The organism is Mucilaginibacter sp., from assembly GCF_041088075.1.
Lineage (GTDB): Bacteria > Bacteroidota > Bacteroidia > Sphingobacteriales > Sphingobacteriaceae > Mucilaginibacter_A.
Genome location: NZ_JBGCVY010000037.1, coordinates 49,007 through 75,291, shown reverse-complemented (window position 1 = coordinate 75,291; position 26,285 = coordinate 49,007). Strand labels below are relative to the sequence as shown.

32 protein-coding genes are annotated in these 26,285 nt (G+C 40.9%); 14 read left to right on the top strand and 18 right to left on the bottom strand.

Features of this window, described 5'->3' with window-relative positions; genetic code table 11:
• Positions 1 to 143: 143 nt before the first annotated feature.
• Positions 144 to 1,412, bottom strand: coding sequence for an asparagine synthetase B (locus V5804_RS08735; protein ID WP_369591001.1), 1,269 nt, complete (start codon positions 1,410 to 1,412; stop codon positions 144 to 146).
• A 63-nt stretch (positions 1,413 to 1,475) separates the two neighbouring features.
• On the opposite strand from V5804_RS08735, the gene V5804_RS08730 reads away from it, so the two are divergent.
• Together V5804_RS08730 and V5804_RS08725 are read left to right on the top strand one after the other, a co-directional pair.
• Complete coding sequence (locus tag V5804_RS08730) at positions 1,476 to 1,937, top strand: peptidylprolyl isomerase (protein WP_369591000.1); 462 nt, start codon at positions 1,476 to 1,478, stop codon at positions 1,935 to 1,937.
• A gap of 109 nt (positions 1,938 to 2,046) precedes the next feature.
• The gene (locus V5804_RS08725) at positions 2,047 to 2,490 is read left to right on the top strand and encodes a DUF5606 domain-containing protein (protein WP_369590999.1); all 444 of its coding nucleotides are present in this window, start codon (positions 2,047 to 2,049) and stop codon (positions 2,488 to 2,490) included.
• Positions 2,491 to 2,655: 165 nt separating this feature from the next.
• On the opposite strand, the gene sucD is transcribed toward V5804_RS08725, so the two are convergent.
• The 3 genes from sucD to V5804_RS08710 form a co-directional block, all read right to left on the bottom strand.
• On the bottom strand, positions 2,656 to 3,534 hold the full coding sequence (gene sucD, locus V5804_RS08720; protein ID WP_369590998.1) for a succinate--CoA ligase subunit alpha: 879 nt from the start codon (positions 3,532 to 3,534) through the stop codon (positions 2,656 to 2,658).
• Positions 3,515 to 3,772: a hypothetical protein gene (locus V5804_RS08715; protein WP_369590997.1), complete on the bottom strand. Its 258-nt coding sequence runs from the start codon at positions 3,770 to 3,772 to the stop codon at positions 3,515 to 3,517. The genes sucD and V5804_RS08715 overlap by 20 nt, the downstream gene beginning before the upstream one ends.
• Positions 3,773 to 3,930: 158 nt before the next feature.
• Positions 3,931 to 4,212, bottom strand: coding sequence for a TIGR03643 family protein (locus V5804_RS08710; protein WP_369590996.1), 282 nt, complete (start codon positions 4,210 to 4,212; stop codon positions 3,931 to 3,933).
• A gap of 12 nt (positions 4,213 to 4,224) precedes the next feature.
• Here V5804_RS08710 and V5804_RS08705 point away from each other — a divergent pair, with 12 nt between their 5' ends.
• Positions 4,225 to 4,500 (top strand): hypothetical protein, encoded by a 276-nt coding sequence (locus V5804_RS08705; RefSeq protein WP_369590995.1) that lies wholly within the window; start codon positions 4,225 to 4,227, stop codon positions 4,498 to 4,500.
• Positions 4,497 to 4,946, top strand: a complete 450-nt coding sequence (locus tag V5804_RS08700) for a PIN domain-containing protein (RefSeq protein ID WP_369590994.1) — start codon at positions 4,497 to 4,499, stop codon at positions 4,944 to 4,946. The genes V5804_RS08705 and V5804_RS08700 overlap by 4 nt, the downstream gene beginning before the upstream one ends.
• A 40-nt stretch (positions 4,947 to 4,986) precedes the next feature.
• Here V5804_RS08700 and V5804_RS08695 read toward each other — a convergent pair whose 3' ends face one another.
• Together V5804_RS08695 and truA are read right to left on the bottom strand one after the other, a co-directional pair.
• Positions 4,987 to 6,768 carry an ABC transporter ATP-binding protein gene (locus V5804_RS08695; RefSeq protein WP_369590993.1) on the bottom strand — a complete coding sequence of 594 codons (1,782 nt, stop codon included), beginning with the start codon at positions 6,766 to 6,768 and terminating at the stop codon, positions 4,987 to 4,989.
• 54 nt (positions 6,769 to 6,822) lie between these two features.
• Complete coding sequence (gene truA / locus V5804_RS08690) at positions 6,823 to 7,614, bottom strand: tRNA pseudouridine(38-40) synthase TruA (RefSeq protein WP_369590992.1); 792 nt, start codon at positions 7,612 to 7,614, stop codon at positions 6,823 to 6,825.
• 93 nt (positions 7,615 to 7,707) lie between these two features.
• On the opposite strand from truA, the gene V5804_RS08685 reads away from it, so the two are divergent.
• Complete coding sequence (locus tag V5804_RS08685) at positions 7,708 to 8,175, top strand: DUF4293 domain-containing protein (RefSeq protein ID WP_369590991.1); 468 nt, start codon at positions 7,708 to 7,710, stop codon at positions 8,173 to 8,175.
• 6 nt (positions 8,176 to 8,181) lie between these two features.
• Here the strand turns inward: V5804_RS08685 and V5804_RS08680 are convergent, their stop codons facing one another.
• The 6 genes from V5804_RS08680 to V5804_RS08655 all read right to left on the bottom strand — a co-directional run bounded on the left by V5804_RS08680 (position 8,182) and on the right by V5804_RS08655 (position 12,321).
• Positions 8,182 to 8,736 (bottom strand): hypothetical protein, encoded by a 555-nt coding sequence (locus V5804_RS08680; protein ID WP_369590990.1) that lies wholly within the window; start codon positions 8,734 to 8,736, stop codon positions 8,182 to 8,184.
• Positions 8,737 to 8,759: 23 nt separating this feature from the next.
• Positions 8,760 to 9,641 carry a hypothetical protein gene (locus V5804_RS08675; protein ID WP_369590989.1) on the bottom strand — a complete coding sequence of 294 codons (882 nt, stop codon included), beginning with the start codon at positions 9,639 to 9,641 and terminating at the stop codon, positions 8,760 to 8,762.
• A gap of 377 nt (positions 9,642 to 10,018) precedes the next feature.
• Complete coding sequence (locus V5804_RS08670) at positions 10,019 to 10,255, bottom strand: hypothetical protein (protein ID WP_369590988.1); 237 nt, start codon at positions 10,253 to 10,255, stop codon at positions 10,019 to 10,021.
• 218 nt (positions 10,256 to 10,473) lie between these two features.
• Entirely contained in the window at positions 10,474 to 11,232 is a 759-nt protein-coding gene (locus tag V5804_RS08665; RefSeq protein ID WP_369590987.1) for a WecB/TagA/CpsF family glycosyltransferase, read from the bottom strand.
• A 120-nt stretch (positions 11,233 to 11,352) separates the two neighbouring features.
• On the bottom strand, positions 11,353 to 11,640 hold the full coding sequence (locus V5804_RS08660; protein ID WP_369590986.1) for a hypothetical protein: 288 nt from the start codon (positions 11,638 to 11,640) through the stop codon (positions 11,353 to 11,355).
• Between the two features lie 42 nt (positions 11,641 to 11,682).
• Entirely contained in the window at positions 11,683 to 12,321 is a 639-nt protein-coding gene (locus V5804_RS08655) for a hypothetical protein (protein ID WP_369590985.1), read from the bottom strand.
• 177 nt (positions 12,322 to 12,498) lie between these two features.
• Here V5804_RS08655 and V5804_RS08650 point away from each other — a divergent pair, with 177 nt between their 5' ends.
• The 3 genes from V5804_RS08650 to V5804_RS08640 all read left to right on the top strand — a co-directional run bounded on the left by V5804_RS08650 (position 12,499) and on the right by V5804_RS08640 (position 15,068).
• Positions 12,499 to 12,984 (top strand): hypothetical protein, encoded by a 486-nt coding sequence (locus V5804_RS08650; RefSeq protein WP_369590984.1) that lies wholly within the window; start codon positions 12,499 to 12,501, stop codon positions 12,982 to 12,984.
• Positions 12,985 to 13,754: 770 nt separating this feature from the next.
• Positions 13,755 to 14,405, top strand: coding sequence for a sensor histidine kinase (locus V5804_RS08645; RefSeq protein WP_369590983.1), 651 nt, complete (start codon positions 13,755 to 13,757; stop codon positions 14,403 to 14,405).
• A gap of 9 nt (positions 14,406 to 14,414) precedes the next feature.
• The gene (locus V5804_RS08640) at positions 14,415 to 15,068 is read left to right on the top strand and encodes a response regulator (protein WP_369590982.1); all 654 of its coding nucleotides are present in this window, start codon (positions 14,415 to 14,417) and stop codon (positions 15,066 to 15,068) included.
• A gap of 174 nt (positions 15,069 to 15,242) precedes the next feature.
• On the opposite strand, the gene V5804_RS08635 is transcribed toward V5804_RS08640, so the two are convergent.
• From V5804_RS08635 to V5804_RS08625, 3 genes are all read right to left on the bottom strand, one after another.
• Positions 15,243 to 16,037 carry a molybdopterin-dependent oxidoreductase gene (locus V5804_RS08635; protein WP_369590981.1) on the bottom strand — a complete coding sequence of 265 codons (795 nt, stop codon included), beginning with the start codon at positions 16,035 to 16,037 and terminating at the stop codon, positions 15,243 to 15,245.
• A gap of 26 nt (positions 16,038 to 16,063) precedes the next feature.
• Positions 16,064 to 16,762, bottom strand: a complete 699-nt coding sequence (locus V5804_RS08630; protein ID WP_369590980.1) for a cytochrome b/b6 domain-containing protein — start codon at positions 16,760 to 16,762, stop codon at positions 16,064 to 16,066.
• Positions 16,763 to 16,884: 122 nt separating this feature from the next.
• A complete protein-coding gene (locus V5804_RS08625) occupies positions 16,885 to 17,706 on the bottom strand; it encodes a DUF1223 domain-containing protein (protein ID WP_369590979.1) in 822 nt (273 codons plus the stop codon).
• Positions 17,707 to 17,852: 146 nt separating this feature from the next.
• Here V5804_RS08625 and V5804_RS08620 point away from each other — a divergent pair, with 146 nt between their 5' ends.
• From V5804_RS08620 to V5804_RS08600, 5 genes are all read left to right on the top strand, one after another.
• A complete protein-coding gene (locus tag V5804_RS08620) occupies positions 17,853 to 18,449 on the top strand; it encodes a sigma-70 family RNA polymerase sigma factor (protein ID WP_369590978.1) in 597 nt (198 codons plus the stop codon).
• A 15-nt stretch (positions 18,450 to 18,464) separates the two neighbouring features.
• Complete coding sequence (locus V5804_RS08615; RefSeq protein WP_369590977.1) at positions 18,465 to 18,755, top strand: hypothetical protein; 291 nt, start codon at positions 18,465 to 18,467, stop codon at positions 18,753 to 18,755.
• A gap of 183 nt (positions 18,756 to 18,938) precedes the next feature.
• Entirely contained in the window at positions 18,939 to 19,517 is a 579-nt protein-coding gene (locus V5804_RS08610; protein WP_369590976.1) for a peroxiredoxin-like family protein, read from the top strand.
• 164 nt (positions 19,518 to 19,681) lie between these two features.
• Entirely contained in the window at positions 19,682 to 21,511 is a 1,830-nt protein-coding gene (locus V5804_RS08605; RefSeq protein WP_369590975.1) for a DEAD/DEAH box helicase, read from the top strand.
• A gap of 316 nt (positions 21,512 to 21,827) precedes the next feature.
• Positions 21,828 to 22,985 carry an ATP-binding protein gene (locus tag V5804_RS08600; protein ID WP_369590974.1) on the top strand — a complete coding sequence of 386 codons (1,158 nt, stop codon included), beginning with the start codon at positions 21,828 to 21,830 and terminating at the stop codon, positions 22,983 to 22,985.
• 60 nt (positions 22,986 to 23,045) lie between these two features.
• Here the strand turns inward: V5804_RS08600 and V5804_RS08595 are convergent, their stop codons facing one another.
• The 3 genes from V5804_RS08595 to V5804_RS08585 all read right to left on the bottom strand — a co-directional run bounded on the left by V5804_RS08595 (position 23,046) and on the right by V5804_RS08585 (position 24,872).
• Positions 23,046 to 23,384, bottom strand: coding sequence for a hypothetical protein (locus tag V5804_RS08595; protein ID WP_369590973.1), 339 nt, complete (start codon positions 23,382 to 23,384; stop codon positions 23,046 to 23,048).
• A 158-nt stretch (positions 23,385 to 23,542) separates the two neighbouring features.
• On the bottom strand, positions 23,543 to 23,839 hold the full coding sequence (locus V5804_RS08590; protein WP_369590972.1) for a hypothetical protein: 297 nt from the start codon (positions 23,837 to 23,839) through the stop codon (positions 23,543 to 23,545).
• A gap of 25 nt (positions 23,840 to 23,864) precedes the next feature.
• A complete protein-coding gene (locus tag V5804_RS08585) occupies positions 23,865 to 24,872 on the bottom strand; it encodes an NAD(P)H-dependent glycerol-3-phosphate dehydrogenase (RefSeq protein WP_369590971.1) in 1,008 nt (335 codons plus the stop codon).
• A 142-nt stretch (positions 24,873 to 25,014) separates the two neighbouring features.
• Here V5804_RS08585 and V5804_RS08580 point away from each other — a divergent pair, with 142 nt between their 5' ends.
• Positions 25,015 to 25,632, top strand: a complete 618-nt coding sequence (locus V5804_RS08580) for a polysaccharide deacetylase family protein (RefSeq protein WP_369590970.1) — start codon at positions 25,015 to 25,017, stop codon at positions 25,630 to 25,632.
• The last annotated feature ends 653 nt before the right edge of the window (positions 25,633 to 26,285 follow it).

Here is a 26,285-nt window from a genome sequence, read left to right as displayed (position 1 = left end):
TGTTGCTGGGGGAAGATAATTTAAGTTTTGAAGAATTGCTTTTGCCGTAACTTCTGAATCAGAAAATATTGATGCTTCTTTTAGCACTATAAAATCAGTATCAATTTAAAGGTGGTAGGGTTTTTATACCGATAAAAACAGCATCAGGTCTTCTGCTTTTTCTTTTTCGCTGCGGGAAATAAAACGTTATTCAAAATCAAACGGTAACCCGGAGAATTGGGGTGCAATTTTAAATCCGTTGGTGGGTCGCCAATAGCGTGCTGGTAATCTTCCGGGTCGTGGCCGCCGTAAAACGTCCACTGGCCTTTGCCGTAGTCGCCGTGAATGTAGCGCGCTTCCCCGGCCGATTTCAATTCGCCCAAAACCAAAACGCCCGGCTTTAACAAATCTTTGCGGAAAGCGGTGGTCAATCCCATAAAACCTTTGATCACTTTATCGTGGTTTTGGGTGAGCATGGAAGGAACGACATCCCATTTGGCCGAAAAATCAAACAAGGTAAAAAAATCCTGCGGCCGTTCTACCGTTCGGGTAGCCGTTACATCAATGTTGCTGAAGCTATGGCTATAAGGGTTTTCGTCCAGCTTAAAATTCTGAAAAGCAAAAGTTTTGCTGAAATCAAGTTTGGATTGTGCGTTCGGGTCGGCTGCATCGCCGTCAAACATACGTTCGCAAATGTCGGTACCTTCGGCAGCCAAAGCAATATCAAAAGTGTCGGTTCCGGAACACATCGCGAATAAAAAACCGCCGCCCGAACAAAAATCACGGATGTTTTTCGCCACGGCCAGTTTCATTTGCGATACTTTTTTAAAGCCTAATTTGGCAGCCAGCGCTTCCTGCCGCTGCTGGTCTTCAATATACCACGAAGCCGTATGAAAAGCCGTGTAAAACTTGCTGTATTGGCCGGTAAAATCTTCGTGGTGCAGGTGCAGCCAGTCGTATTTGGGCAGTTCGCCTTTGATGATTTCCTCATCGTACAAAACCGTGTACGGGATTTCGGCATACGTTAAAACAAGCGTTACGGCATCGTCCCAGGGCAGCTTGCTTTTGGGCGAATACACGGCCATTTTTGGCGCTTTTTCTAATTTCACCAAATCCATATTGGCGGAAGGATCGGTAATTTCAGTTAAGATCGAAGTAACTTTTGCATCGGCCAAAACCTCGTAGCTTACACCGCGCACCTTGCATTCGGCTTCGGCTTTTTGGTCGTACTTCAGCATAAAACTGCCGCCGCGGTAATTGAGCAGCCAATCAACTTCTTCGCCATTCTTCAAAACCCAAAACGCAATGCCGTACGATTTTAAATGGTCGTGCTGCGTTTCGTCCATCGGAATTAAAATGGAAGCCGCACCGGCCCGGACAAAACCGGTTAAACCTAAAATTAATGTGATAAAAACAGTACGAAAAAGCCTCATCCTAAATAACTCTTAATTTAATATCAACTCCAAAATTGTAACTTTGCCTTTCTTAAACGAAAAATGAGCAAAGCAATTATCAAAACAGAAAAAGGCGACATGACGGTAGAATTCTACGATCAGGATGCGCCGAATACGGTAGCCAATTTTACAAAGTTAGCAAAAGAAGGCTTTTACGATGGCGTAGCCTTTCACCGCGTGATCCCAAATTTCATGGTGCAGACAGGAGACCCGCTTTCTAAAGACCCGGCAACGGCTTTTCGTGCAGGCAGCGGCGGCCCGGGCTATAAAATTGATTGCGAGCTGAGCGGCGGCAACCAATACCACGACCGCGGCGTACTTTCGATGGCACATGCCGGCCGTAATACCGGTGGTTCACAGTTTTTTATCTGCCACAGCCGTACCAATACGGCGCACTTGGACGGCAACCACACCGTTTTTGGAAAAGTGATTGACAATGTAGATGTGGTAGACCAAATCCGCCAGGGCGATAAAATTACGAGCGTAGAAGTGATTGAAGGATAGGAAAAAGTTATAGGTTTTAAGTGGTAAGTTTTAAGTATTTGGCGTAAACCTTTTATGCTGCGTTTGATCTAACTTATTACTTAAAACTTACAACGTAAAACTCAAAAAAATGAATTTACAGGGAATTGTATCCGTTTCCGGGAAACCGGGCTTGTGGCGCGCGATGGCACAAAGCAAAACCGGGTTTATATTGGAAAGCTTAGACGCGCAAAAATTGAAATTGGTAGTGAACCTAAGCACCGCAAAATTGGCTGCTTTGGAAGAAATTACGGTTTTTGGCGAAGAAGAAGATTTAAAGCTGACCGATATTTTTGAGCGAATGAAAACGGCGGAAAGCACTCCGGATGCTAAAAAAGCAGATGGAAAAGTGTTGCGGGCTTTTTTCCGCGAAGTAGCGCCAGACCATGACGAAGAAAAAGTTTATGCTTCGGACATCAAAAAAATCATCAGTTGGTTTGAGATCTTGAAAAACCGGCCGGAGTTTAACGCAGAACCGGAAGCTGTAGTTGCTGCAACCGAAGCCGGAAACGATAGCGAACCCAAGGAAGCGTAACAGGTTTTTTGTTATTCCGAACCGTAGGGAGAAATTTTCTTTCAACCAAAAGGCTAATTTTTAGGTGGTAAAAGAAGCATGACAGCAAATAAAAAATCCCGGCCAATACAGCCAGGATTTTTTTATTTTAAAAAGGCAAACCTTTATCCTTTCACCTTTCCACCCTTAACCTAATTTCGCCAATTCCTCCGCCATCGCCGCGCCAATTTCCGCCGGAGATTCCACCACACGAATACCGCATTCGCTCATAATTTTCATTTTGGCAGCAGCCGTATCATCCGCGCCGCCAACAATCGCACCGGCGTGGCCCATGCGGCGTCCCGGAGGCGCAGTTTGTCCGGCAATAAAACCAACAACTGGTTTCGTGCCGTTTGCTTTGATCCAGCGTGCAGCTTCAGCTTCCATGCCGCCGCCAATTTCACCGATCATGATGATGCCATGCGTTTCCGGGTCGTTCATCAGCAGTTCAACCGCTTCTTTGGTTGGCGTGCCGATGATTGGGTCGCCACCAATCCCAATCGCCGTGGTGATGCCCAAACCAGCTTTCACTACTTGGTCAACCGCTTCGTAAGTTAATGTTCCGGATTTGGAAACCACGCCCACATTTCCTTTTTTAAAGATAAAGCCCGGCATAATGCCAATCTTAGCTTCGTCTGCAGTAATAATCCCCGGACAGTTCGGCCCGATCAAACGCGAATTTCTTCCAACCAAATATTCTTTCACCTCAATCATATCCTTCGTCGGGATACCTTCCGTAATACATACAATCACTTTAATCCCCGCTTCGGCAGCTTCCATAATCGCATCGGCAGCAAAAGCAGGCGGCACAAAAATTATCGAAACATCGGCACCGGTTTTATCCACTGCATCTTTTACCGTGTTAAAAACCGGACGGTCTAAATGCTGCTGCCCGCCTTTTCCCGGTGTTACGCCGCCCACAACCTGCGTTCCGTATTCAATCATTTGGGAAGCATGGTAAGTACCTTCATTGCCGGTAAAACCCTGGACAATAACTTTAGAATCTTTATTTACGAGAACGCTCATGGTTGTTTTCTTTAATAAAGGCAAAGCTAATTTTTTTTGGCAAAAGCAGATAATCGTATTCATCTTTTGTGATGCTTCTTTTACCGGTGTAAATTCTGTGTGGTTTGATAGGGAGCGGAGAGCGGGAAAAAGAGCGGGGAGCGGGAGGAGAGATCGTGATAATCGGGTTTTTCCGCTCTCCGCTCAACTTTCGGTCTTTCGGACTTTCTGTCTTCCCGACTTCCGGACTTTTTTTCATTTGGGCGTGCCCCTGCGGGTCGGGCTTTCCGCTCCAAGTCCTCGCTCGTGCCTCGCTGTGGGCTTTCCGCTACAATCCCTCACGCGGCAAAGCGCCTACCTGGCAAGCGTTCACCTAAAAAACACCGGTAAAAGAAGCATTGCCCACTTTGCCAACTGTTACCTTTTACTGATTTTATTGGCAGAAATTTGCCGTTGCCGGTCGCATTTAAAGCGGTTCATCGTTTCGCTCCGCAGCATCAAATGTTTGGTGCTGCGGCCTTGCACGCGTTTACGCCAGCGTTTAAAACTTTGCGGTTTCAGTTCGCGTCGCATCAGTTCGATGGTTTCCTGCTCTTTTAAGTTGAATTGGAAGTTGATGGCTTCAAAAGGCGTGCGGTCTTCCCAGGCCATTTCGATGATGCGGTCGGTTTCGGTTTGGTTAAATGTTTTGGTTTGCATGAGAAGTAAACGATGCTTTCCACAAAAAGTTCCGCTTTTATTGATACCACAAAAATTGATTATCTTCGAATAAATAATTTAATTATGATAGTTGAAAGAACAGAAAACGAGGTTATTGTAAGATTATCACCTGCTGTTAAAGTAGAAGATTTACAAGACTTTTTAAATTATGCCCGTTATAAAGAACTGACTGTTAATGTACAAGTTAAGCAGGATGAAATTGATAAAATGGCTGCAGAAATCAACAAAAACTGGTGGGCTGAAAACCGTGATAAACTGATTAAGTGAAGATAATTGTTGATACTAACCTCGTTTTTAGTGCCTTATTAAACTCTGGTAGTAAAATTGGTAAACTCATCTTAAATGGTGGGAAAAATATGGAACTTTTTAGTTGCAGTTTTTTGAAAATTGAATTAGAAAAGCATCATGATAAATTAATAAAGCTTAGCAAACTTTCTCCATCAAAATTATCAGAAGTGAAAGAAATCCTAACGCACAAAATCACTTTTGTTGATGAACGTTTACTTCCTTCACAATTGTTATTAAAAACCGAAAAACTTTTAATATCCATAGATACAAAAGATACACCATTTGTTGCTTTAGCGATTTACTTAAAAGCAAAACTTTGGACAGGTGATATGAAATTGTACCGCGGATTAAAAGCAAAAAACTTTGAAGACGTTTTAACTTTTGCGGAACTATCGCAAATTATTGATGATTTAGAAAACGGCTGATACTTCTTTTATCGAGTAATTTTACAACTTAATTGATAACTTATTCTTCCCCAACCTTGGCAATCCCGCTCGAATTAAACTGCAAATCATAAAGGCGTTTATAAAAACCGTTCAGCTTGAGCAATTCCTGGTGCGTGCCCATTTCTTTGATCTCGCCATGGTCTAAAACAATAATTTTATTGGCGTTTTGAATGGTGGACAAACGGTGCGCAATCACCACCGAAGTGCGGCCTTTCATCAGTTTAAAAATCGCTTCCTGGATCAGTTCCTCCGTTTCTGTATCAATGGAAGCGGTGGCTTCGTCCAAAACCAAAATTTTCGGGTCGTAAACCAAAGCGCGGATAAAAGAAATCAGTTGCGCCTGTCCGGCCGAAAGCGTAGAGCCACGCTCCATCACTTCGTAATCGTAACCGCCGGGCAAACGTTCTATAAAATCGTGCGCGCCTACTTCTTTTGCCGCGGCAATTATTTTCTCGCGACTGATGTTCGGATTGTTCAGGCTGATGTTGTTGGCAATCGTATCCGAAAATAGAAACACATCCTGGATCACGGTTGCAATCTGCGAACGCAAAAACCCCAATTCGTAATCCTGAATGTTGATGCCATCCACCTTGACCGTTCCTTTGCTGATCTCATAAAAACGGTTCAAAATGTTAATGGTAGATGATTTCCCGGCACCGGTTGCACCAACCAAAGCCAACGTTTCGCCTGGATTTACGTGGAACGATACATCTTTTAGCACATAATTTTCATCATTGTATGCAAACCAGATGTGGTTAAAATCAATTTCGCCGCGGATAGTTGCAGGCGCAAGCGTGCCGTTGTTCACGGTTGTTTCATCCGTATCTAAAACCTTAAAAATACGATCAGCGCCAACCATGCCCATTTGCAGCGTGTTGAATTTATCGGCCAATTCGCGTATCGGCCTGAAAACCATGTTAATATATAAGATAAAAGCCGTAATCGTTCCCGCCGAAACGTGCAAAGGATCAGCCAAAATCCGTGTGGAACCGTACCAAACCAGCAACCCAAGCGACATCGCCGAAATAATTTCGACCACCGGAAAAAAGATGGAATAATACCAGTTGGAGCGGATGTTGGCGTCGCGGTATTTCTCGTTCACGGCCACAAACTTGCGCATTTCCTGTTCTTCGCGGGCGAAATAATGGATCACGCTCATGCCCGAAATATGTTCCTGCAAAAACGTGTTTAGCTGTGAAACCTGCGTTCGCACTTCCTGGAATGAAGTTTTGATGGCTTCTTTAAACCAATACGTGGCCATAATCAGCAACGGCATCGGTATTAAAGTTACCAGCGTTAAACGCCAATCCGTGTAAAGCATTATGCCGATGAGCGCAATCAGTTGCAGCATATCGCCGATGATGGAGATCAAGCCTTCCGAAAAAATATCGGCTATGGTTTCCAGGTCAGAAACGGCGCGGGTAATCAAAACACCAATCGGCGTATGGTCGAAATATTTTAGGCGGAGTTTGGTGATGTGGTTGAAAATATTCGTCCGCAAATCCAAAATAACCGATTGCCCCAAAGCATTGGTTAAATAAGTTTGAAAATATTGGACGGCCGATTGCACCACCAAAAGCAGCAGCATCAAAACCGACATTTTTACCAAGCCGTTAAAATCAGCGTTCAAGATGTACCTGTCAACCGTAATTTGGATTAAAAACGGACGAATTGGCGACAAACCAGCCATCAAAACCGTTAAAAAAGCAGCCCATGCAAACTGCGTGCGGTAGGGTTTTACGTATTGCATTACCCTGCCTAATAGTTTGATATCGAGTGCTTTTCCGGTTACTGCGGCCATTGTAAGTTGTAAGTTGTAAGTTGTAAGTTTGAATTTATAGTTTGTTAAATTGTTTTAAGTTGAAGCAATATATGGATAAACAACTTTGGTTAAATATAAACCGCAGGCCGGAACAGAAACACCAGCCTTACTTCTGTTTTTACTTTCGATGATTGCCCGCACGGCTTCCGGTTCTATTTCCTTTTTTCCGACAGCAATCAACGTTCCAACAATGGCGCGAACCATATTCCGCAAAAAACGATCGGCGGAAATATGGAAAATCAATCCGTCTTCCTTTTCCAGCCAGCATGCTTCTTTTATCATGCAAAAATTGGTCTTCACTTGCGTGTTGCTTTTGCTGAAACAACTAAAATCATGGTATTCTTTGATGATGTTTGCGGCCTGGTTCATCAATTCTACATCCGGATAATCACGCAATTGCCAACTGTAATTCTGTTTAAAAGGATCTTTGCCGAAGTGAATGTGGTATTCGTAAGCGCGCAATGTGGCATCAAAACGGGCATGTGCATCCGCAGCAACCGGAATGATGTTTTTAACGGCGATATCTTTGGGAAGCAGGGCGTTTAGAGAGGATTTAAGTTGATGGTTAATTGTTGATGGTTGATAGTCCGTTCCCCGCACCTCAAACTTTGTACTTTCCACCTCAAAATGGGCAAACAACTGCTTCGCATGTACGCCAGTGTCAGTTCTTCCGCAGCCAACCGTTTCTATAGGTTGCCGCAATAAAATCTGCAAAGCTTTGTCGAAAACTTCCTGCACACTTACTGCATTTTGCTGGGTTTGCCAGCCGTGATAACGCGTGCCATCAAAAGCCAATTCTGCAAAATACCGTTGTTTTCCGTCCACTACCACAAAGGTAACAAAAGCTGAAAAGCAACATCTGCCGAAAATTATTTTACAAAAACCTTATCTTCGCATGCTTCTTTTAGCACGATAAAAATGATACAACGAATACAAAGTGTTTATTTACTGGCGGCCAGTTTGGTGCTGTTTTCCCTGTTCCTTTTCCCGATGGTGAACAACCTGATCCTGAACGGGCATGCCGATAACATTATGGTAACCGGGATTTACGAAGTGATTAACGGGGTGCGGACTATAACTTCTTCCTTTATTTTGTTGGCGCTGGCTACCGTTGTGGCCGCTTTGCTTCCTTTAGCGGGTATTTTTTTGTACAAAAACCGCAAAAAGCAAATTAGTTATTGTTACATCACCATTGTTTTGCTAATTGGCTTCAGCTTTTACTCGGCCGAAACGGTGAAAGGTGTGGCGGGCAATATCACTTTACGACCGGAGAATTATGGCTTGGGCATCATTTTACCTTCGCTGGCGATTGTGCTAATCTTTTTTGCGATAAGAGGGATTAATAGGGATGAGAAGCTGGTACGGTCGGCGGACCGGTTGCGGTAATAGAGGTTACTTCGTTCCTGTAAATTCAAATACCTCTAACGACGTGAAGATATAAGTTTTGTATGGCGGTGTAGCAACAAGTCCTTCAAAAGCATAAAAATAGTTGGCACCAGTAAAGCAACCTGATGTAGCAATATAACTTCCCCTTAAAAAAACATTTAAAGATTTTGTGCTGATGTAATAAGTAACCACTTTATCTGCTGATGAAATTACATTGCCGTTTTTCCTGACTGTATAAATTTTATTGAAACTATTGCTGTAGATACTGCCTGTTAGTTTTACGTTTACGGTGCTATCATTAACTACCGATACAATGGCAGTTGCATTTCCGCTTTTTTGATACAATACCCAAGGAGGTTCTTGACATGTATTGTATGTGCCTAATTTTATACTGCCCGGCATGTATTTGCCACTTCCGGAAAAACTGCCTTCTATAGTTTGTGCAACTGTAAGGTTTAAACCGCCTTCCGGGCTGACATTGCACTTATTAGTATTGCAACAAGAGGAAATTAATATTGCAGAGGTTGCCATCAACATCATATAAAACGTTAAAATTTTCATAGTATCCTTTTTAAAAGTATAAACTAATTTGCTTGTACAGTAAATGATTGGTTAGTCGTAAAAGGCAAACTCAAAGTATTCCAACTCCAGGATGTTGTGCCGTTTTCGCCGCGTACATTGCTGTTGGTATAAGCCTTGTAATAGCCTAAATTGTAAACCAGCCCATCGTTTGCAATCACAACATTATCTAAAGTCTGGCTTACAAGTCCATAATTTACATACAGCTTGTTGATGGTTTTTGAAGATGTATTTTTAACTTTTAGAAAGAAAAAATCTCCACCAACATTAAGTGTACTGTTAGCATTGCCGGATGCTGGAAAAGTATTGCTAAGCGTCCAGGAAATGGTATTGCCCACAACTGTACCCGAAGATGTTTTACCCGAAGTTGTGGCCGTACCTGTTGCTGCGGCATTAGGTGTGCCAGTGTATTGTGCGCTACTGCCGACAGCAATCGTTTTGGCCAGGCCGTTTACCGTAATATTTACACTGGTAAAAGAAGCATTGGTATAAGTAATTGTAGATGTACTTGTCCCGCTTCCGCCGCCGGCTGTCCCTCCGCCCGAAATTCCGCCGCTGCTTCCGCCCCCACAAGGTAATTGTGGGTTATTCGGGTCTATAATTGGTATATCTGCAAATGAGCCTGAAAAAGTTTGGTAGCTATCTTTAAAAGCAGCACCGTCAAAATACTTACCCTTAAAAGAAAATGTGCCACTGATGCGGTTATTTGCGGCATCGTAATTAGTTACTGTTGCTGTTCCAGCTCCGCCACTTATCGTACTGTATTGAGAACTTGCACCAACTTTTGGAAAGTAGGACACATAACCCCAGTTTCCAACCCCCACCTTATCTTCGTTTAAAGTAAACGTAGTTTGGGTTGGGTTGCCATTCCATAACAAACTTAACAAGATCGCAGTATTGTCAGAAAACTTACCGTGCAATTGGATTAGTTGCCCACCAGTTGGGCTCGCTACAATAAAGCCAAATGCATCGCCACAATTTGTTGTCTTCTTTTGATCGGCACAACTATTGTTCTGACATAAGATACAAGTCCCAACAATCGTACTAAGGGTTTGCTTTTTTGTTTTTGGATCTTTTTTACAACTTGCCAAAAGACAAATGAAGGTCAATATTACACTAAACGAAGCATAAATTATTCTTGAATACTTTTTCATTTTTAAACTTTTAATTATCTACCCTTCTTCGGATTTTCAGTCTGCCCCTAATTTTTTTATTATAGAAAAAGATGAGCCTGTTTCTGTAATAAACCCAACAAGAAAACCCCTTATTTTTTTGGTTCTGGTTTATAAATTGCACCTGTAACAAAATCTATAGCTACGCCAATTGGGCCTGATAAAAGCGCATCAGCAACTAAATACCCTACACGGACTTGCCTTTTGGGTTGACCATTTGCAGGTTTTGTTTTTTGATAAGCACTTGTTTTTCCACTAAAAATTGTTGCACAACTGGATAGCATTACAGCCATTAGACAAATAGGGAATGCAAATTTTAACTTTTTCATTTTTTTAACTTTTTAAATTGTTTGTGATTGAATACCTCAAATCTCCACACAATTAAAAACCAAACCCACCGTCCAATCACCCTAAATTGTAAAGTGTTTTTACGGTATCAAAGAGATCAAAACCAGCAAAGCAAATCCAGGCAACACCAATTTTAGGTGCATAAAAAAAGCATCCGGGCGGATGCTATCTTGTAAATTAAAACTTGTAAATTAAACACTCAATTATGCTGCCAATGCAACCGGTATTTAATCATTAGAAACAAAAACACCGGCCCGTAGTACAAGTACCGTTTCCACAAGCGTTTGGGTTCGTTTAGCAAGCGGCCAAACCATTCTAAGCCTAAAATAATCCAGAACTTGCTTGGGCGTTTTACGGTACCGGCATAAAAATCGAACACGGCGCCAATGGTGCAAATAATGGATGCGTTGAGCTGGTGCTGGTGTTTGGTGGCCCATTTTTCCTGTTTTGGGGCGGTCATGCCGATAAACAAAACGTCAGGCTTAAAATTATTAACGGCTTCAATCATCCGTTCGTTATCTTCCGCAGAAAACTCCTGTTTAAAGGGCGGCGAATAAAAACCGGCTTTGATATTGGGGAAATCCAAACTTAACTGCCGCTGTATTTTTTGCAACGTGTGGGCCGACGAACCAAGGTAAAAACAACGGCCGCCCTGCTTGTTTAAGCGCGTTAATAAATGCCCATGCAAATCCCAGCCCGAAATTTTGCGAATTGGATTGCCGGTGGCCAGTTTTGCGGCGGCCACGATCGCAACCCCGTCGGGCAGTAAAATGTCCGATTGTTGCAAAGCCTGCTTAAATTCCGGGTCGCTTTCGGCCATGCAAAAAGAGTACTGGTTTAAGGTATTGATTATTGTTTTACCGTTAAAACCCAATTTGGCCAGGCTGCCTGTAAACAGTGTATAGCCTGCATAGGCTGTTGTGGCTTTTGGCGCAGCTATTTCCAATTGCAAATCCATTATAGTTATTTGTAAGATATACTGAAATTGAACAAATTTAGTTTCCGGTTGCCATACCATTTTTTTGCCGGTAAAAGAAGCATTACCAAAAAGGCTGCTTTTTTCCTGATACACATCCGGTTAAAAAGCAATGCCCAAATTAAAGCCCAAGCCACGGAGGCCAATAAAAGGGCCATCAACTTTGGCTTTTACACCGGCATTGTCAATGGTTGCGGTTACAAGGCTTTTATCTTGCACGGTAAAATCCGATTCTAATTGTGATTTTAAATTGCTTTTATCTTTGGGGGACAAATTGCTGAGGTTGGCCGTTCCGTTTCCATCGCCCGAAATTTTGCCATAATGCCCGCCAATGATGTACCAGTCAAAAGTAACCCGTTTGGCAATTAAAAACTTAGAGCCCAGCATCACGCCGCCGCCGTAACCTTTTAAATTGCTTTGCAGCGGAATTTTTTAGTTTTGATTGCTTGCCGTTGTATAAGTATAATTGTAATTGACCTGCATGTTGGTGTAGCGGCCATACAACGAGAGGTAAAAGCCGCGCGCGCCCGGATGTTTGCCGCCGTAAAAACGGAATTCGCCGGTGTAAGTTTTATTGCCGGTGCTGATGTTGGACAGGTCGTTTTTCAGTTCATCCTGATTCTGCAGATATTTTTCGGCTACTGTTTTTACCAAAGAAATATCGCCAATGGTACTGAGCGGCATGTAGCGGTAACCGGCCACAAAAGTTACTTTTCGGCTTAAAGAACGCTCGTAGCTAAAGTTGTAATTTTTTAAGGCCAATGATGACAAGTTGATTTGCACATTGTTTCTTGGGTAATGCTTTTCGTAAGCCAGGTTTTTCCGGTTTGCAGCAGAATCTGTTTGTGCATACCCATTTTCATAGGCTAAAAACAGTATCAAAAGCAAAGCAATTACCAGCGCAAAGCCCAGTTTTTGATACGGCCTTAGTTTGTACAGCAGCAAGGCGGGCAGCATTTGCAATACTTCTTTTACCAGCAATTTGTTGAGATAGCGTTTGGCCTGCCCGTCAAATTGAATCCAATTGTGGCGGTTGTTTTCGCGGTGGCGGAGGTTTTGTAAAAGGTTCATCGGTTTTGAGTTTTTATTGGTGAATGACTGGCTCAAAACTGCATAGCAACCGCACGAAATAGCAGCGCGCTATAACCCTTTTAAATAGGGTGTTTTTACGGTATGGTTTAGGGTGATTTTTCGTTGCGATTGTAGTAGAGATTGTGGAATTTTAGGGACACTTAAAAACTTAAAATTATGGAACTTAACGCAAATGATTACAAAACCAAAACAACACTTACTGGAGCAATTTCAGAGGAACATGCTAAAGAAATGATTAAAGCTGCTGCTGACGACGCTGCTGCTCGGTCAAAACCACAAATTCCTAACGGTGATAAAGAACCAATTACGCATTGTGTTTGGTTTAGCTTAGAACAAATCAACAAAATGGTAGCTATACTAAATTTAGAAAAGTTCTTCGGTTGTAAAACCGACGGTGTAAGGGTTTATTTTGCTAAATACACCGAAAATACTGCACCAGAGAAAAGCAAGAAACAATATATAGGCCGTGATACTGTCGTGTTTGTTTCAACAAAAAAACACGACGACGGAGTAAGTCATATTGATTATTTTGATCATCTTTTACCTGAATCTACTAATGAGGACAAGCATGAAATGCTACCAGAAAACAGGGGAGAATTATGCGAACCAAAAAGTGCTTGTATAGGTTCACAATTTGAATAATATTAAATACAAGTAATGTTAAAATCTTTCAGCCCTAATATTACCGTTGAAATAATATGTTTGATATTTGCAATTATCTTTTTAAGTAAAGACAATCAAACTACTTGGAAGAGTATGATACTGTTTTTGCTCGTAATTTGCATTACTGAAATAGCAGGTATTTTAACCAAAAGAACCGTAAATGGTAATAATTGGGTTTATAATATTTATTTAATGCCCGAAGTAGGGTTTACAAGTATCATGTTTGGGCATTTGTTAAGTAAATATACAAAAGGCAAGGTTCTGGTTTTACCGGGACTTGCCTTGTTTTTTGTATTGTATTTGTATGAAATTTATTGTCATGGCATTTATTCATTCCATGTATTAACAACAACAGTTATGTCAATAATTTTCATTTCGTATGGCTTATATTACTATTACTTATTAATCAAAGATGAGCATTACATCAACTTAAAATCGTATGCTCCGTTTTGGTGGGTATCCGGAACTTTGTTTTTTTATTTTGGAAGCACAGTTAGCAATCTTTTTTTTACAATTTTCAACACTGAACATTCAATTTTATTTTCATTTCGACATTTAATTTATATTCTCATTAATATTATTCTTTACAGTTTTTGGAGCTATTCATTCTTATGCAGATATCGCCAAAGGAAATCAATACTTTAATTGTTCTTATCACGCTGGTTTTTTTGCTTGCACCCGGATTTCTTTTGCTTTACATTAACCTCTACAACCGCCGCAAGAAAAAACACATCGAAGAAAAAGCCCTAATGCAGCAAACATTTGCAGCCGAAATCCTTAAAACCCAATTAGAAGTACAGGAACAAACCATGCAAACCATTGGTGCCGATTTGCATGACAACATTGGACAGTTGTTAAGTTTAACTTCGCTTACGTTGAATTCCATCGAAATAAGTGAGGTAAACAAAGCACGGCAAAAAATAGATACGGCTTTAGATTTAAACAGCCGTTGCATCAAAGAGCTTCGTTTATTGGGCAAATTATTGCAGGGCGAACAATTAATTAAAAATGGTTTAACAGAAGCCATCAGCAATGAAATTACATGGATAGAAAAAGCAGGACAATATCAGGTAGATTATCAAACCGAAAACTTTAGTACCGAAAGCAATGTGGATAAAGATTTGCTGGTTTTCCGCATTTTGCAGGAAGTTTTAAATAATATTGTTAAACATGCTTTTGCCACCCAAATAAACATTAAATTGTGCTGCCGGGACAAGCAGTTACAGTTAATCGTAGAAGACAACGGCGTAGGTTTTTTAACGGATGAGGTGCCGCAAAAGCAGCACGGAATGGGTTTGCACAACATCCGCAAAAGGGCCGAACTGATGGGCGGCGAAGTTGGCATCCGATCCGAACCTGGCACTGGTACTTTAGTTGAGTTGAACATTCCTTATCCTTAAAAACCGAATATGAAAACCGATCGTATTCCCATCGCTATTGTGGACGACCATACGCTTTTTAGAAAAGGCGTGGCCGGATTAATGGTCGAATTTGAAGAACTGGAAGTGGTTTTTGAAGCCGAAAACGGCAAACAACTGCAATTGGCTTTGGATAAATATGCGCAGCCAAAAGTGGTTTTGATGGACATCAACATGCCTGTAATGGATGGTTATGAAACTACCTGCTGGTTAAAAGCCAACTACCCTCAAATACATGTGCTGGCTTTAAGCATGTTTGAGGATGATGAAGCAGTTATCAAAATGATCCGTTGTGGTGCCTGTGGCTACATTTTAAAAGAATCCAAACCACGGGATTTATTGGAAGCCATCAAAATTATCATGCTAAAAGGAGTATATATCAATGAAATGGTTTCGGGCAAATTAATCCGTTCTGTTGCCGCTTATGAAACTGCACCCAACCTTAGCCCTAAAGAATTGGATTTTTTAAAACACTGCTGCTCAGAACTCACCTACAAAGAAATCGCCGATTTAATGTTCGTCAGTCCGCGCACGGTTGACAATTACCGCGAATCTTTATTTCAAAAGTTAAACATCAAATCGCGCACGGGTTTGGTGTTGTATGCCATCCGAAATAGTTTGTACCAAGTTATCGCACAAGTTTAATTGGTGTACTTTCAAAAAGCCCGTTTAATATTTACTTGTCAAAGTTTCCATACTTCTTTTATCACCCCAAAGTTGGTAAAGGTTTTGATTTGTTTAGATAGGCGCAAACACCAATTTTTATAGGGTAAAAGAAGCATTGACATTTTTTCTTGTTTAAATTTAAACAATATCTAACTACAAACCAGAGTAATAATCATAACCCTGCTCGGCCCAATAATCCCGCGGGCGATCATTGCTAAAACTGATTTTACCGATCCTTTTCAAATTTTTAATTCCGTATTTTACCGGAACGATCAAACGCAGCGGTGCGCCATGTTCTAATCCGATTGGCTGGTCGTTCATTTCATAAGCCAGTAAAGTTTGCGGGTGCAGGGCGCTTTCGCTTTCCAGGCCCACATAATATTCGCCGTTCGGCGTTTCCATGCCGATGTAAGGCATCTTGGCCTGTTCGTTTAATTTAAAATGTTTGATAAAGTCTGCAAACTTTACGCCGCCCCAATGTTGGATTTGGTCCCAGCCTTCCACACATTTAAAATCAAAAACAATCTCAGTTTTTGGCAAAGCTTTGATCTCGGCCATCGTAACTTTTAAAACATCGTTCTTACTTTTCACAACGGATAATTGCCAGTTTTCGGGTTTGAAACCTGCATCGTCAATCCCGATATCGCTGTTTACACGTACGTTTTTTGCCGCCATTGATTTCGGATAGGTCTTTACCAAATGGTTGTTGCTGTAAAATTTACGGAAAAAAAGTTCGGTTTTGTTCAAGGCACGGCGCAACGGTTTTCGGGCCCCGGCGGTGATGCCTGCCGTTTCTTCGGGCGCGTGGTACAGCCATTTCCAACCGCCAAACGCTGCTCCGCCCAAAACAAAAAAGGTGGAAAACGAGATGAAATTGCGCCGTTTGATCTTTTGCTCAACCGTCAGGTCCTTTTTGGTTTCTTCGTTTGGGTTGGATTGGTTTTCCATAATTAGGTGTTTAAAAAGGATGGTGATTAACTTTTAACGGAAGGGTTCAAATTATCTTTTACGCTTGCAGCAGGTTCTTCAACCACTTCAAAACCCGAAACTACCGACCGAAAATTGTTCCATCCCGCCAAAACAACTTGCACCACATGGATGATAAAAAATAAAACATAGCCAATGGTCAAAGCAAAATGCAGTATTCGGGCAAAATGATAGCCGCCGCAAAGCCAAGTTATCCAATAAAATTGTACCGGTTTGTAAATGGCCAGGCCGGTGATGACCGAGCCAAAACCCATCACAATAATAGCAGTGTAGGCAATCCGCTGGGCGGCATTATATTTATTTTGAGGCGGCGTAGTTTTGCGGATGTGCAGATCGTGCAGCAGCACCAGCCAGGCTTCTTTAAACGAGTTTTTTCGCGGTATCAACTCCCGCCAGGAACCCGAAACTAACGTGTAAAGCACGTAAAGAACCCCGTTCAGCGTAAAAAACCACATAAACAAAAAATGAAAAGCCATGCCTTCTGCCAGCCTGGCCGGGATATTGAAAAATTTATAAAACCCTTCCGGGAAAAAATGAAAAAAAGTATGGCCAAATAAAGTAAAAGTATAAGTATCGCTGGCCCAATAAATCAGCATTCCGCTCCAGATCATAATTGTCAGGATCGGGAAGTTGACCCAATGTGTCCACCGCATCAATAGCGAATGTTTTTCTTTGATAACTTTCATAAGTTGCAATCCAATTTTAGCGGCTTTAAATTTTTAGTTTTTACGTAGGATTTTTTCCGATGCTTCTTTTAGCACCATAAAATTTTGTGCTAAAAGAAGCATCGGAAAAATATATGGTTTTATTACTTGGAAGGCTTTGTGTTTTTTGCAGAAACCAGGGCTACCGAATTATTTAAACCTGACTTAGCCGCAGCCAAAATTTGACCATTGCTGTTGTTTTGCAAAAAAGCAATTACTTCCAAACTTTGATTGTTTAAGGTTGAAGGAATGGCAATAGTTGCGCTTCCGTTGTTTTTTCCACCCAAATTTAAAGTTTGCAAGTTGCGCACAATTTGAACATGCGCTAAAGTACGGCCACCATTTTCTCCACCCTTTACATTTGTTGTTGCTGATTTTTGGACTAATGCCAATACAAGTGAAGCATTGTTTGTTGTTCCTTCAATCTTGTATTGCAAGTTGATTTGATCTTTATCAAACTTTACATCATCCAAAGTTAAGGTTGTTGGTGAAGGTTTTTGCAAACTACTTTTAATCGCATTTCTTAAAGTCCCTTCTTCCGATCCGATAAATTCTTTGCGGCCGTTCACCACAATTTGCGGCGTATAAATTGATTGCAAGTTCAGCCAGTCGGCATATTGGTTTTGCCTTTTAGAGTAAGCCGCACTGCTGAAAACATCTTTCCAGCCCAAACGGTTCCAATAATCTACATGAAAAGCAAGGATGTAAACCGGCAGATTGTTGCTTTCTTTCTGGATCTTTTTTACCAGTTCATCTGCTGGCGGGCAACTGGAACAACCTTGAGAAGTAAACAATTCAATCACAACAAAACCTTTTACGGCAATATTTTTTAGGCTGGGTTTTGGTTGACCGCCAGAAACGATCCACGAAATGATGCCAACCGTTGCAAGGCAACCGGCCAGGATAAATAATTTTATTGCTTTCATTAATTTTGTTTAAAAGTTTAACCATTTGTCGTTTAAAAAATCAAATCCTTACAATAAATTTAAGAAAAATTGTAAGGATTGAAATAGCCGCACGACTAAGCATTTAAATTTGCGCAACAGTACTGTTTTTATCCATATAAATTTTAATGATGCCAGCCGATAAACGTTTAATTTTAAACCAGCCCGATACTTCTCAAATCAATCCGCACCGATGGGTAATTTTATATGCTGATTACTTATTTACTTACGCCATCACACGGCTTAACGATGAAGAGTTAGCAAAAGATTTGGTACAGGAAACGTTTCTGGCTGCCTTAGAAAAGGTGGCGCAATTTAAAGGAAACAGTTCTGAACGGACTTGGCTAACTGCTATTTTAAAAAATAAAGTGGTTGATGTTTACCGGAAAAATTCGTCTGGTCTCAGCAAAAAAAGTACGGTAAAAGAAGCACAACAGCAGGATTTTTTTGATCCGGAGGACGGACATTGGTACGAGGCACATCGCCCGCAGGAATTTGGCATAGAACAGGATTCAATCCTGAACAAAGAATTTAACCAGATTTTGCAAAAATGTATGCAGAAACTACCGGCACTTTGGTTGTCGGTTTATACGATGAAACATGTAGATGATGAATCGACCGAATTGATTTGTACACAATTAAAAGTTTCTGCTGCCAACTTTTGGGTGATCATCCATCGCACTAAATTAAACTTACGAGCCTGTCTTCAAAAAAATTGGGCTTAAAAAGAAATTATAATTATGGAAGAATTAAACAAAAACGAGATCAAAAAAATTGCTTACAACTGTAAACAAGCTACCTTTTTGATTGAAAAGAAACAGCTTGCAACATTAACAATCAGGGAAAAACTGGAGTTGACGATACATTTGGCCGGTTGTTCTGTTTGCCGTACGTTTAAGCAGCAAAGTATAGTCATCAATCAAATGGTGAAAGAGTTGTTCCATTCTTCTCAACCTAAAGAAATCAAATTGGACGAAACTTTTAAAAGTGAATTGCAGGAACGCATTGAAGAACAGTTGAATAAAAATTAAAATAATCTGTAAGGTTAATAACCAAACAACGACTAAGCGGGAAACAATGCTTCTTTTATCGTACAAAAATTGGCAAAGCTTTTTATATTTTTTTTAAATTAAAACCTGATATAGATTTTTTTGGTGCTAAAAGAAGCATCCAATTTAAACAACCAAACTATCCAATTTAAACAAAACAATATCATGAAAACCATTATACTTTTTGCCGCAGGGATTTTACTTTCGTTAAATACAATTGCACAAACCGGATTAAAAAGCGGTGTTGTTGCCCCTGAATTTTCGGCAATGGACAATTCAGGAAAAAAATTAGACTTGCAGGCTTTGTTGAAAAAACACAAGTCGGTAGTTCTGTTTTTTTACCGGGGCCAATGGTGCCCGTATTGCAACAAACATATCCAACAGTTGCAAGATTCGTTACAAGTATTGACCGCAAAAGGTGCATATGTAATTGGTGTTACACCGGAAACCGGAGAGAACATCAACAAAACAATTGAAAAAACACACGCTTCATTTTCTATCATCCAAGATAAGGATTATAAAATTATGAAAGCTTATGATGTGAATTATGTGATGGATGCAGATATGGTGGGCAAATATAAAGCTCACGGGGTAGACTTGAAGAAAAACAATGGCAACACCGACCATGTTTTACCAGTTCCGGCAACTTATATCATCAACAAAAGCGGTAAAATTACTTATGTTCAGTTTGATAAAGATTACCGGAAAAGGCCATCTGTTGCTGCTATTGCGAAAGAATTGTAAGTTGCAATTCTTTTCTAACCATACTGTTTTTATCGCCCTTTTTTATTACTGAGTTTAGGAATTTATCACTTCAAAATCATAATAGGATTACTATTTGAAGTAATGAAAAAAAACCTTACTTTTGCAGCAGATTTAGCAATGTAGCTAAGTTCGTTATTTACATCATGAACCCATTTATTGAACTGGGAATCCGTCATGATATTGTTAATGCCATCACTGATTTAGGATTTGAAAATCCTACGCCAATCCAGGAGCAATCTATCCCGGTTTTGTTAACAGGCAGCAACGATTTTGTCGGATTAGCCCAAACAGGGACCGGAAAGACCGCCGCCTTCGGACTGCCGTTATTAGAACTGATTGACTTTGATCAGAACAAGCCTCAAGCTTTAATCCTTTGCCCAACACGCGAGCTGTGTTTGCAAATTACAAGCGACATTAAAAGTTATTCCAAAAACATGTCCAACGTTAAAGTTGTGGCAGTTTATGGTGGTTCCAGCATTATGGATCAGCTCCGCGAAATTAAACGCGGCGTACAGATCGTTGTTGCAACTCCCGGACGTATGCTGGACATCATTGGCCGCAAAGCCATTGATTTTTCAGAAATCCAGTACGTTGTTTTGGATGAAGCCGACGAAATGTTGAACATGGGCTTCCAGGAAGACATTAACGAAATCCTGTCAACCACCCCCGAAGAGAAAAAAACCTGGCTGTTCTCGGCCACGATGCCGGCTGAAGTGCGCCGCATCGCTAAAAACTACATGACCGACCCTTTTGAGCTGACCATGGGCACAAAAAATACCGGAAATGTAAACATTGAGCACGAATATTATGTGGTGAAAGCGCGCGATAAATACGCTGCTTTTAAACGCATTGTTGATTTTAACCCGGAAATTTTCGGTATCGTTTTTTGCCGTACCAAAATTGAAACTCAGGAAATTGCCGAATCTTTGATCAAAGACGGTTATAACGCCGATTCTTTGCACGGAGATTTATCACAGCAACAACGCGACAAGGTAATGAAACGTTACCGCGACCGCAGCTTACAATTGTTAATTGCTACTGATGTTGCCGCACGCGGAATTGACGTAAACGATGTTACACACGTTATCAATTACTCTTTGCCGGATGAGATTGAGAATTATACCCACCGCAGTGGCCGTACGGGCCGTGCCGGAAAAACTGGTATCTCTATCGCTATCATCAACGCAAAAGAAATTGGTAAAATACGCCAGATTGAACGTGCATTGGGCAAGAAATTTGTAAAAGCAGAAATCCCTACAGGATTTGATGTTTGCGAAAAACAATTGTTCGGTTTAGTTCATAAAGTACATAATGTTGCTGTAAACGATTCACAAATCGACCAGTACATTCCACGTATTATGGCTGAGTTTGAAGATTTGACCAAAGAAGACATCATTAAACGTTTTGCCTCATTAGAATTTAACCGTTTCCTGGAATATTACAAAAACGCACCGGATTTAAATGTTTCTGCCGATGAATCCCGTGTACGCGATGGCGAACGTGCCCAGCGCAGCGGCAGCGGCGTTAATGCAGATTATACGCGTTTGTTTATCAACTTAGGTTCGGTAGATAATTTTACCCGCGGAGATTTGTTGGGCTATATTTGCAACACCAGCAAAATTAACGGCCGTGGCGTTGGCAAGATAGACGTAAAAGGCGTTTATTCTTTCTTTGAAGTGCCTAATGCCGAAGCACAGCAGGTAATTGATGCTTTTAAGGATGCAAATTTCCAGGGCCGTGAAGTTCGGATCGAGCTTTCCGGTGCTGCCGAAGGTGAGCGTAGCGAAAGCCGCAGTCCAAGATCGTCTGGAGGTGGTTATCCACGGAGAGAAGGCGGAAGTGGAAACCGTGAACGGCGCGATGGCGGACGTGAACGCAGCTACAGCGGAAGTGGAAGCAGTGGCGGAAGTGGTTTTCGTGATTTTTCGGGCAAAAGCCGGGAAGACCGCGGCGAACGGCGCAGAAGGTTTTAAAACAGTTGATACTGTTTTTACCACATAGTTTTTTAGTTTTAGTTTAGTTAAAAGAGCTTTCGGAAATATCCGAAGGCTTTTTTGTTGTAAAGAATTTAAGGTTCGCCCTACCCAATTGCAAGACTAAAAGTTGGCGCAAAAACAAAAAACCGGGAGCGTGTTTAAATTTATACAAGAAAAAATGCCAATGCTTCTTTTACCCTATAAAAATTGGTATTTGCATCAACCTAAACAAATCAAAACCAAAGCACTTACCAATTTTTAGCCGATAAAAGAAGCATAGAAAATAAATTGAATAAAATTTAAACAGGCGTTCATGCCAATTAACCAAATTCCTTATTATTATGCAATTTTACAACTTAACCTAATTATGCCCGATACGAATAATGAAATTTTAAAAGAAATGACGGAGCAATCCGAGGATGTCTTTTTTGTTTTCAATGCTATAGAAAAACGTTTTGCCTATGTAAGTTCGGCCTTTGATCATATTACTAAAAGAAGCTGCACCGAGCTTCATAACCACCCTTTATCATTATTGGAGATCGTTCATCAGGAAGACCTGGAATATGTAAAAGAGAATTTTGATCTGCTGTTAAGCAAAAAGACGGAGAGCCTTTTGGATTTCAGGATTTGCCGTTCTGATAAAGCAGAAAGATGGATCAGGCTTAAAGTTTATCCGATTATAGAAGGAAACCAGGTGCAATATTTAAGCGGTACAGCAGTGGATGACACGGCCAGGAAAGTAAGCATCTTTAACATGCAGAAAATAAACGGTTGGAAAGATTCTGTCCTCGAAATCCTCTCCCATGACCTTCGCGGGCCTATCGGGACAGTGCGGATGCTGGCCGAGGCCATTGCAAATAAACTGCCCGAAGCGGAAAACAAGCAAATTCACCAATGGACGGATATGATAAGGGATATATCCAAACGTAACCTAAGCCTGATCAAAAATATCCTTACCCGGGAATCATTGGATACGGCAGGTGTGGAAATAAGCAAAGAAAGGGTGAATTTGATATGGGAAATAAACGAAGTGATGCATATTTTTATTCAGTCCCAAAAAAATCTGGACAAGAATTTTGAGTTTACACATTCCCATGATAACATTTATGCTGAAATTGACAGTATGAAGTTCCTGCAAATTATCAACAACTTGGTTGCCAACGCTATTAAATTCACTAAAGAAAACGGCCAGATCAAGATCCACCTGGAAAAGCTGGAAAAATCAGTTTTAATAACCGTTTCTGACAATGGCATCGGCATCCCTAAAAACCTGCACCCCGTTCTTTTTAACAAATACACCGAAGCCGGAAGGCAGGGCGTAGATGGTGAAGAATCTGTTGGTTTGGGCATGTGGATTGTAAAATCACTGATAGATGCGCATGGCGGCAGGGTTTGGTTTGAAAGCGAGGAGAATAAAGGGAGCAAGTTTTATGTGGAGCTGCCTATTCGACTTCAAGAAGTTAAATCTTAGGCAATAAACCATAAAACATTAATTATAGTGTAGTTGGTGCTTATCTGTATAAAACAAAATTTACCGCATAAAATTGACCGAAGTAGAATCCGGATAAACCAGCGTTAAAGTTTTATCAGATACATTCTTAATCACAAATTTGGTAAAAGGCTGGCTGCCTTCGTACGAAGTAAATATCGAATCGCCTTTTACAAAGTAACTTTCGGCAATCGGTTCTTCGCCTTCATTCAACGTAAATTCTTTTTGGGTAATGGTTAGGCGGGTTTTTCCATCTGCTGAATGCCATTTGCCGCGGATTTTATTTTTTGCAGAGGTTTGCTGCCTGCATCCAAAAGCAATCAAAAAAAATAGCAGTAAAAGAAGTATGCTGTTTTTAAAAAGTAGTTTTCCGGTTTTCATACTTCCTTTGTTTCTCTGTTTCAATATACTTCTTTTATCGGCATAAAAACTTCCTTTGTTTCTCTGGTTTGAGATGCTTCTTTTACCGGCATAAAATCAGCAAACACAAAAAATGCCCGAACAATTATCCGGGCATTTTTCAATAAAAAAACTTTTAATTATTTGGCTGGTGCGTCTATCAGTTTTGATTTTGAAATATAAACTTTTGCGCCTTTTTTATTTACGTAAAAAGCTTTATCGTGTTTGTTGATGTAAACCTTTTCTCCTCCCGGCGCAACTTTGCCTTTGTATTCTTTATCGCCAACGGCAGCTACGCCTTTTACAGCTAATTCGGCAGTTTTGTTGCCAGCTTTGTTAATGGCAGTCCCAACTTTACCTTTTCCGGTATTTTGTGCAAATGATTGTACGGTAAACAGCACAGCGGCTGTAAGCAACACGGCTTTAATCTTTTTCATGGCTATTGTTTAAGTATTTCCTCTATTAACTCAAATGTTCTGCCAATTGTTTCATTTCGGCAACGGGGTTGCTTTTTTGATACAAAACTGCATAAACGGCCTGGCTGATCGGCATATAAACGTTGTATTTTTTGTTCACTTCCTGCAGGCAGTTAGCGGCGTAATAACCTTCGGCCACCATGTTCATTTCCAACTGTGCCGAATTTACAGTATAACCTTTGCCGATCATGTTGCCAAAAGTGCGGTTGCGGCTAAATTGCGAATAACCGGTAACCAGCAAATCGCCCAGATAAGCTGATTCGTTGATATCGCGGCTGATGGGATGGACGGCATCCACAAAACGCTTTATTTCGCGGATGGCATTTGAAATTAAAACCGCCTGGAAATTATCGCCATAACCCACACCGTGGCAAATGCCGCTGGCAATGGCATAAATATTTTTGAGCACGGCGGCATATTCCGTTCCGTAAATATCGTCCGAAATATTGGTTTTGATATAGCGCGTGTTAAAACAAGCGGCCAGTTTGATGGCCAGTTTTTTATCCTGCGAAGCCAAAGTTATGTACGACAATTTTTCCAGTGCAACTTCTTCGGCATGGCAAGGGCCGCTTAAAACCAAAAAACTGCTGAGCGGAAGTTGGTAATGCTGATGGATAAAATCGCCAACAATTTGGTTTTCGTCCGGCACGATGCCTTTGATGGCCGAAATAATTTTCTTGTCTTTCAAATCCTCGGCCGTAATATCGGCAAGCGCATCTTTTAAAAAAGCGGCCGGCACGTTCAGCAAAATTACATCGGCTTTTTTGATGGTTTCCTTTAAATTGGTGGACAGGTTTTTGGGTTTAATGTTGATTTCCACCGAACTTAAATAACGCGGGTTGTGCCGGAAACGGCGGATGCTGTGCAGCGTTTCTTCGTTGCGCATCCACCAAAATATTTCTTTCGGAACCGTATTGTCTGTCAGTATTTTAATAATGGCAGTGGCCCAGCTTCCGCCGCCAACCACCGCTATTTTTAATTTATCCGGCTCCATTAATTGCTGATGAACATTTTATTTATAGTATTGCAAAGTAAGGAAAATATCCGCACTATTAAGTTTACGCACAAAAGCCGGAATTGGTTATGCTTCTTTTACCACCTCTTTTTTGGTATCAAAACTTAAACCTGGCAAGGCTATGAAAATGCCTTATCTGGTAAAAACACCCGGCCTGTTAAAACAGTTTTATCCGGGATTAACCTGGAACAAAAGCCGGACAGAAAAAGCAATTTACCTTACTTTTGATGACGGCCCGATACCACAAGTTACACCTTTCGTACTGCAAACTTTAGCGCAGTTTGATGCTAAAGCAACATTTTTTTGTATCGGCGAAAACGTGCAAAAACACCCCGAAATATTTGAAGCCGTAAAAGCAGGCGGGCATGCCATTGGCAATCATACGTTTAACCATTTACGCGGCTGGAACACGGCTAATGAATTGTATTTGGAGAATGTAGAACAATGCAACCAATTGGTTAAATCAAAACTATTCCGTCCGCCTTACGGGCGCGCAAAAAAATCGCAATTAGCAGCTTTAAAAAAGCAATACGAAGTGGTGATGTGGGATGTTTTAAGCGGCGATTTTGACCCGGATATTTCTCCGCAGCAATGTTACCAAAATGTAGTGGGCAAAAGCAGCAACGGCTCGATTGTCGTTTTTCATGATAGTTTAAAAGCTTGGCCGCGTTTGGAATATGTGCTGCCGAAAGCATTGGCTTTTTGGCAGGATAGGGGTTATGTTTTTAAAAGTTTGTGATGGGTTTTTGCTGAAATTTGCAGGCTTACTCTATTATTTTCTAAAGATGGTAGTAGGGTACTGCCAATGCTTTTAACTCATTAAGCCAATTATAACGCTAAGGCCGGTATCTTTTTTCGATCTTGTTTTTCGCCATAAAGTAGAAACCTCAAAAAAGGAATCTGGCTCGTAAGTAAAGTAAACAATAAAGACATTATAAAAACCACAAGCGTCATTAACAATTTTATAGCGAATGTATATAATAGCTTTTGATGGAGAAAGTGTACGATAAAAAACTGCAGGGCTTCCAAGAATAGTACATGAGATAATAGACACCATAAGCGGTAGCTGTTATTTTAGAAGATGTTTTTGTTTCTTTAATCGAAGGAAGATCAATCGCTATAAAAAATAACCCAAGGCCGCCAACCAGCAAAACTAAATAAGGGCTGAACGGAAAAACTGAGTTTAATGCTATAATGTTGAAATCAATTAACAACATTAGGCAGTTGCCCCCGGCGTATGGCGGGCGTAGGTAAAGAACTAACGATAAACCTTAGCCGTTTTAATGAAAACCAACTTTGAAAAAACACTTACTTTTAAAAACCTTGAAAGTAATTTTTTGATTTTTATGCTATAAAAAGAGCATTAACTTTTCTTAATTTTCTTCACCTCGG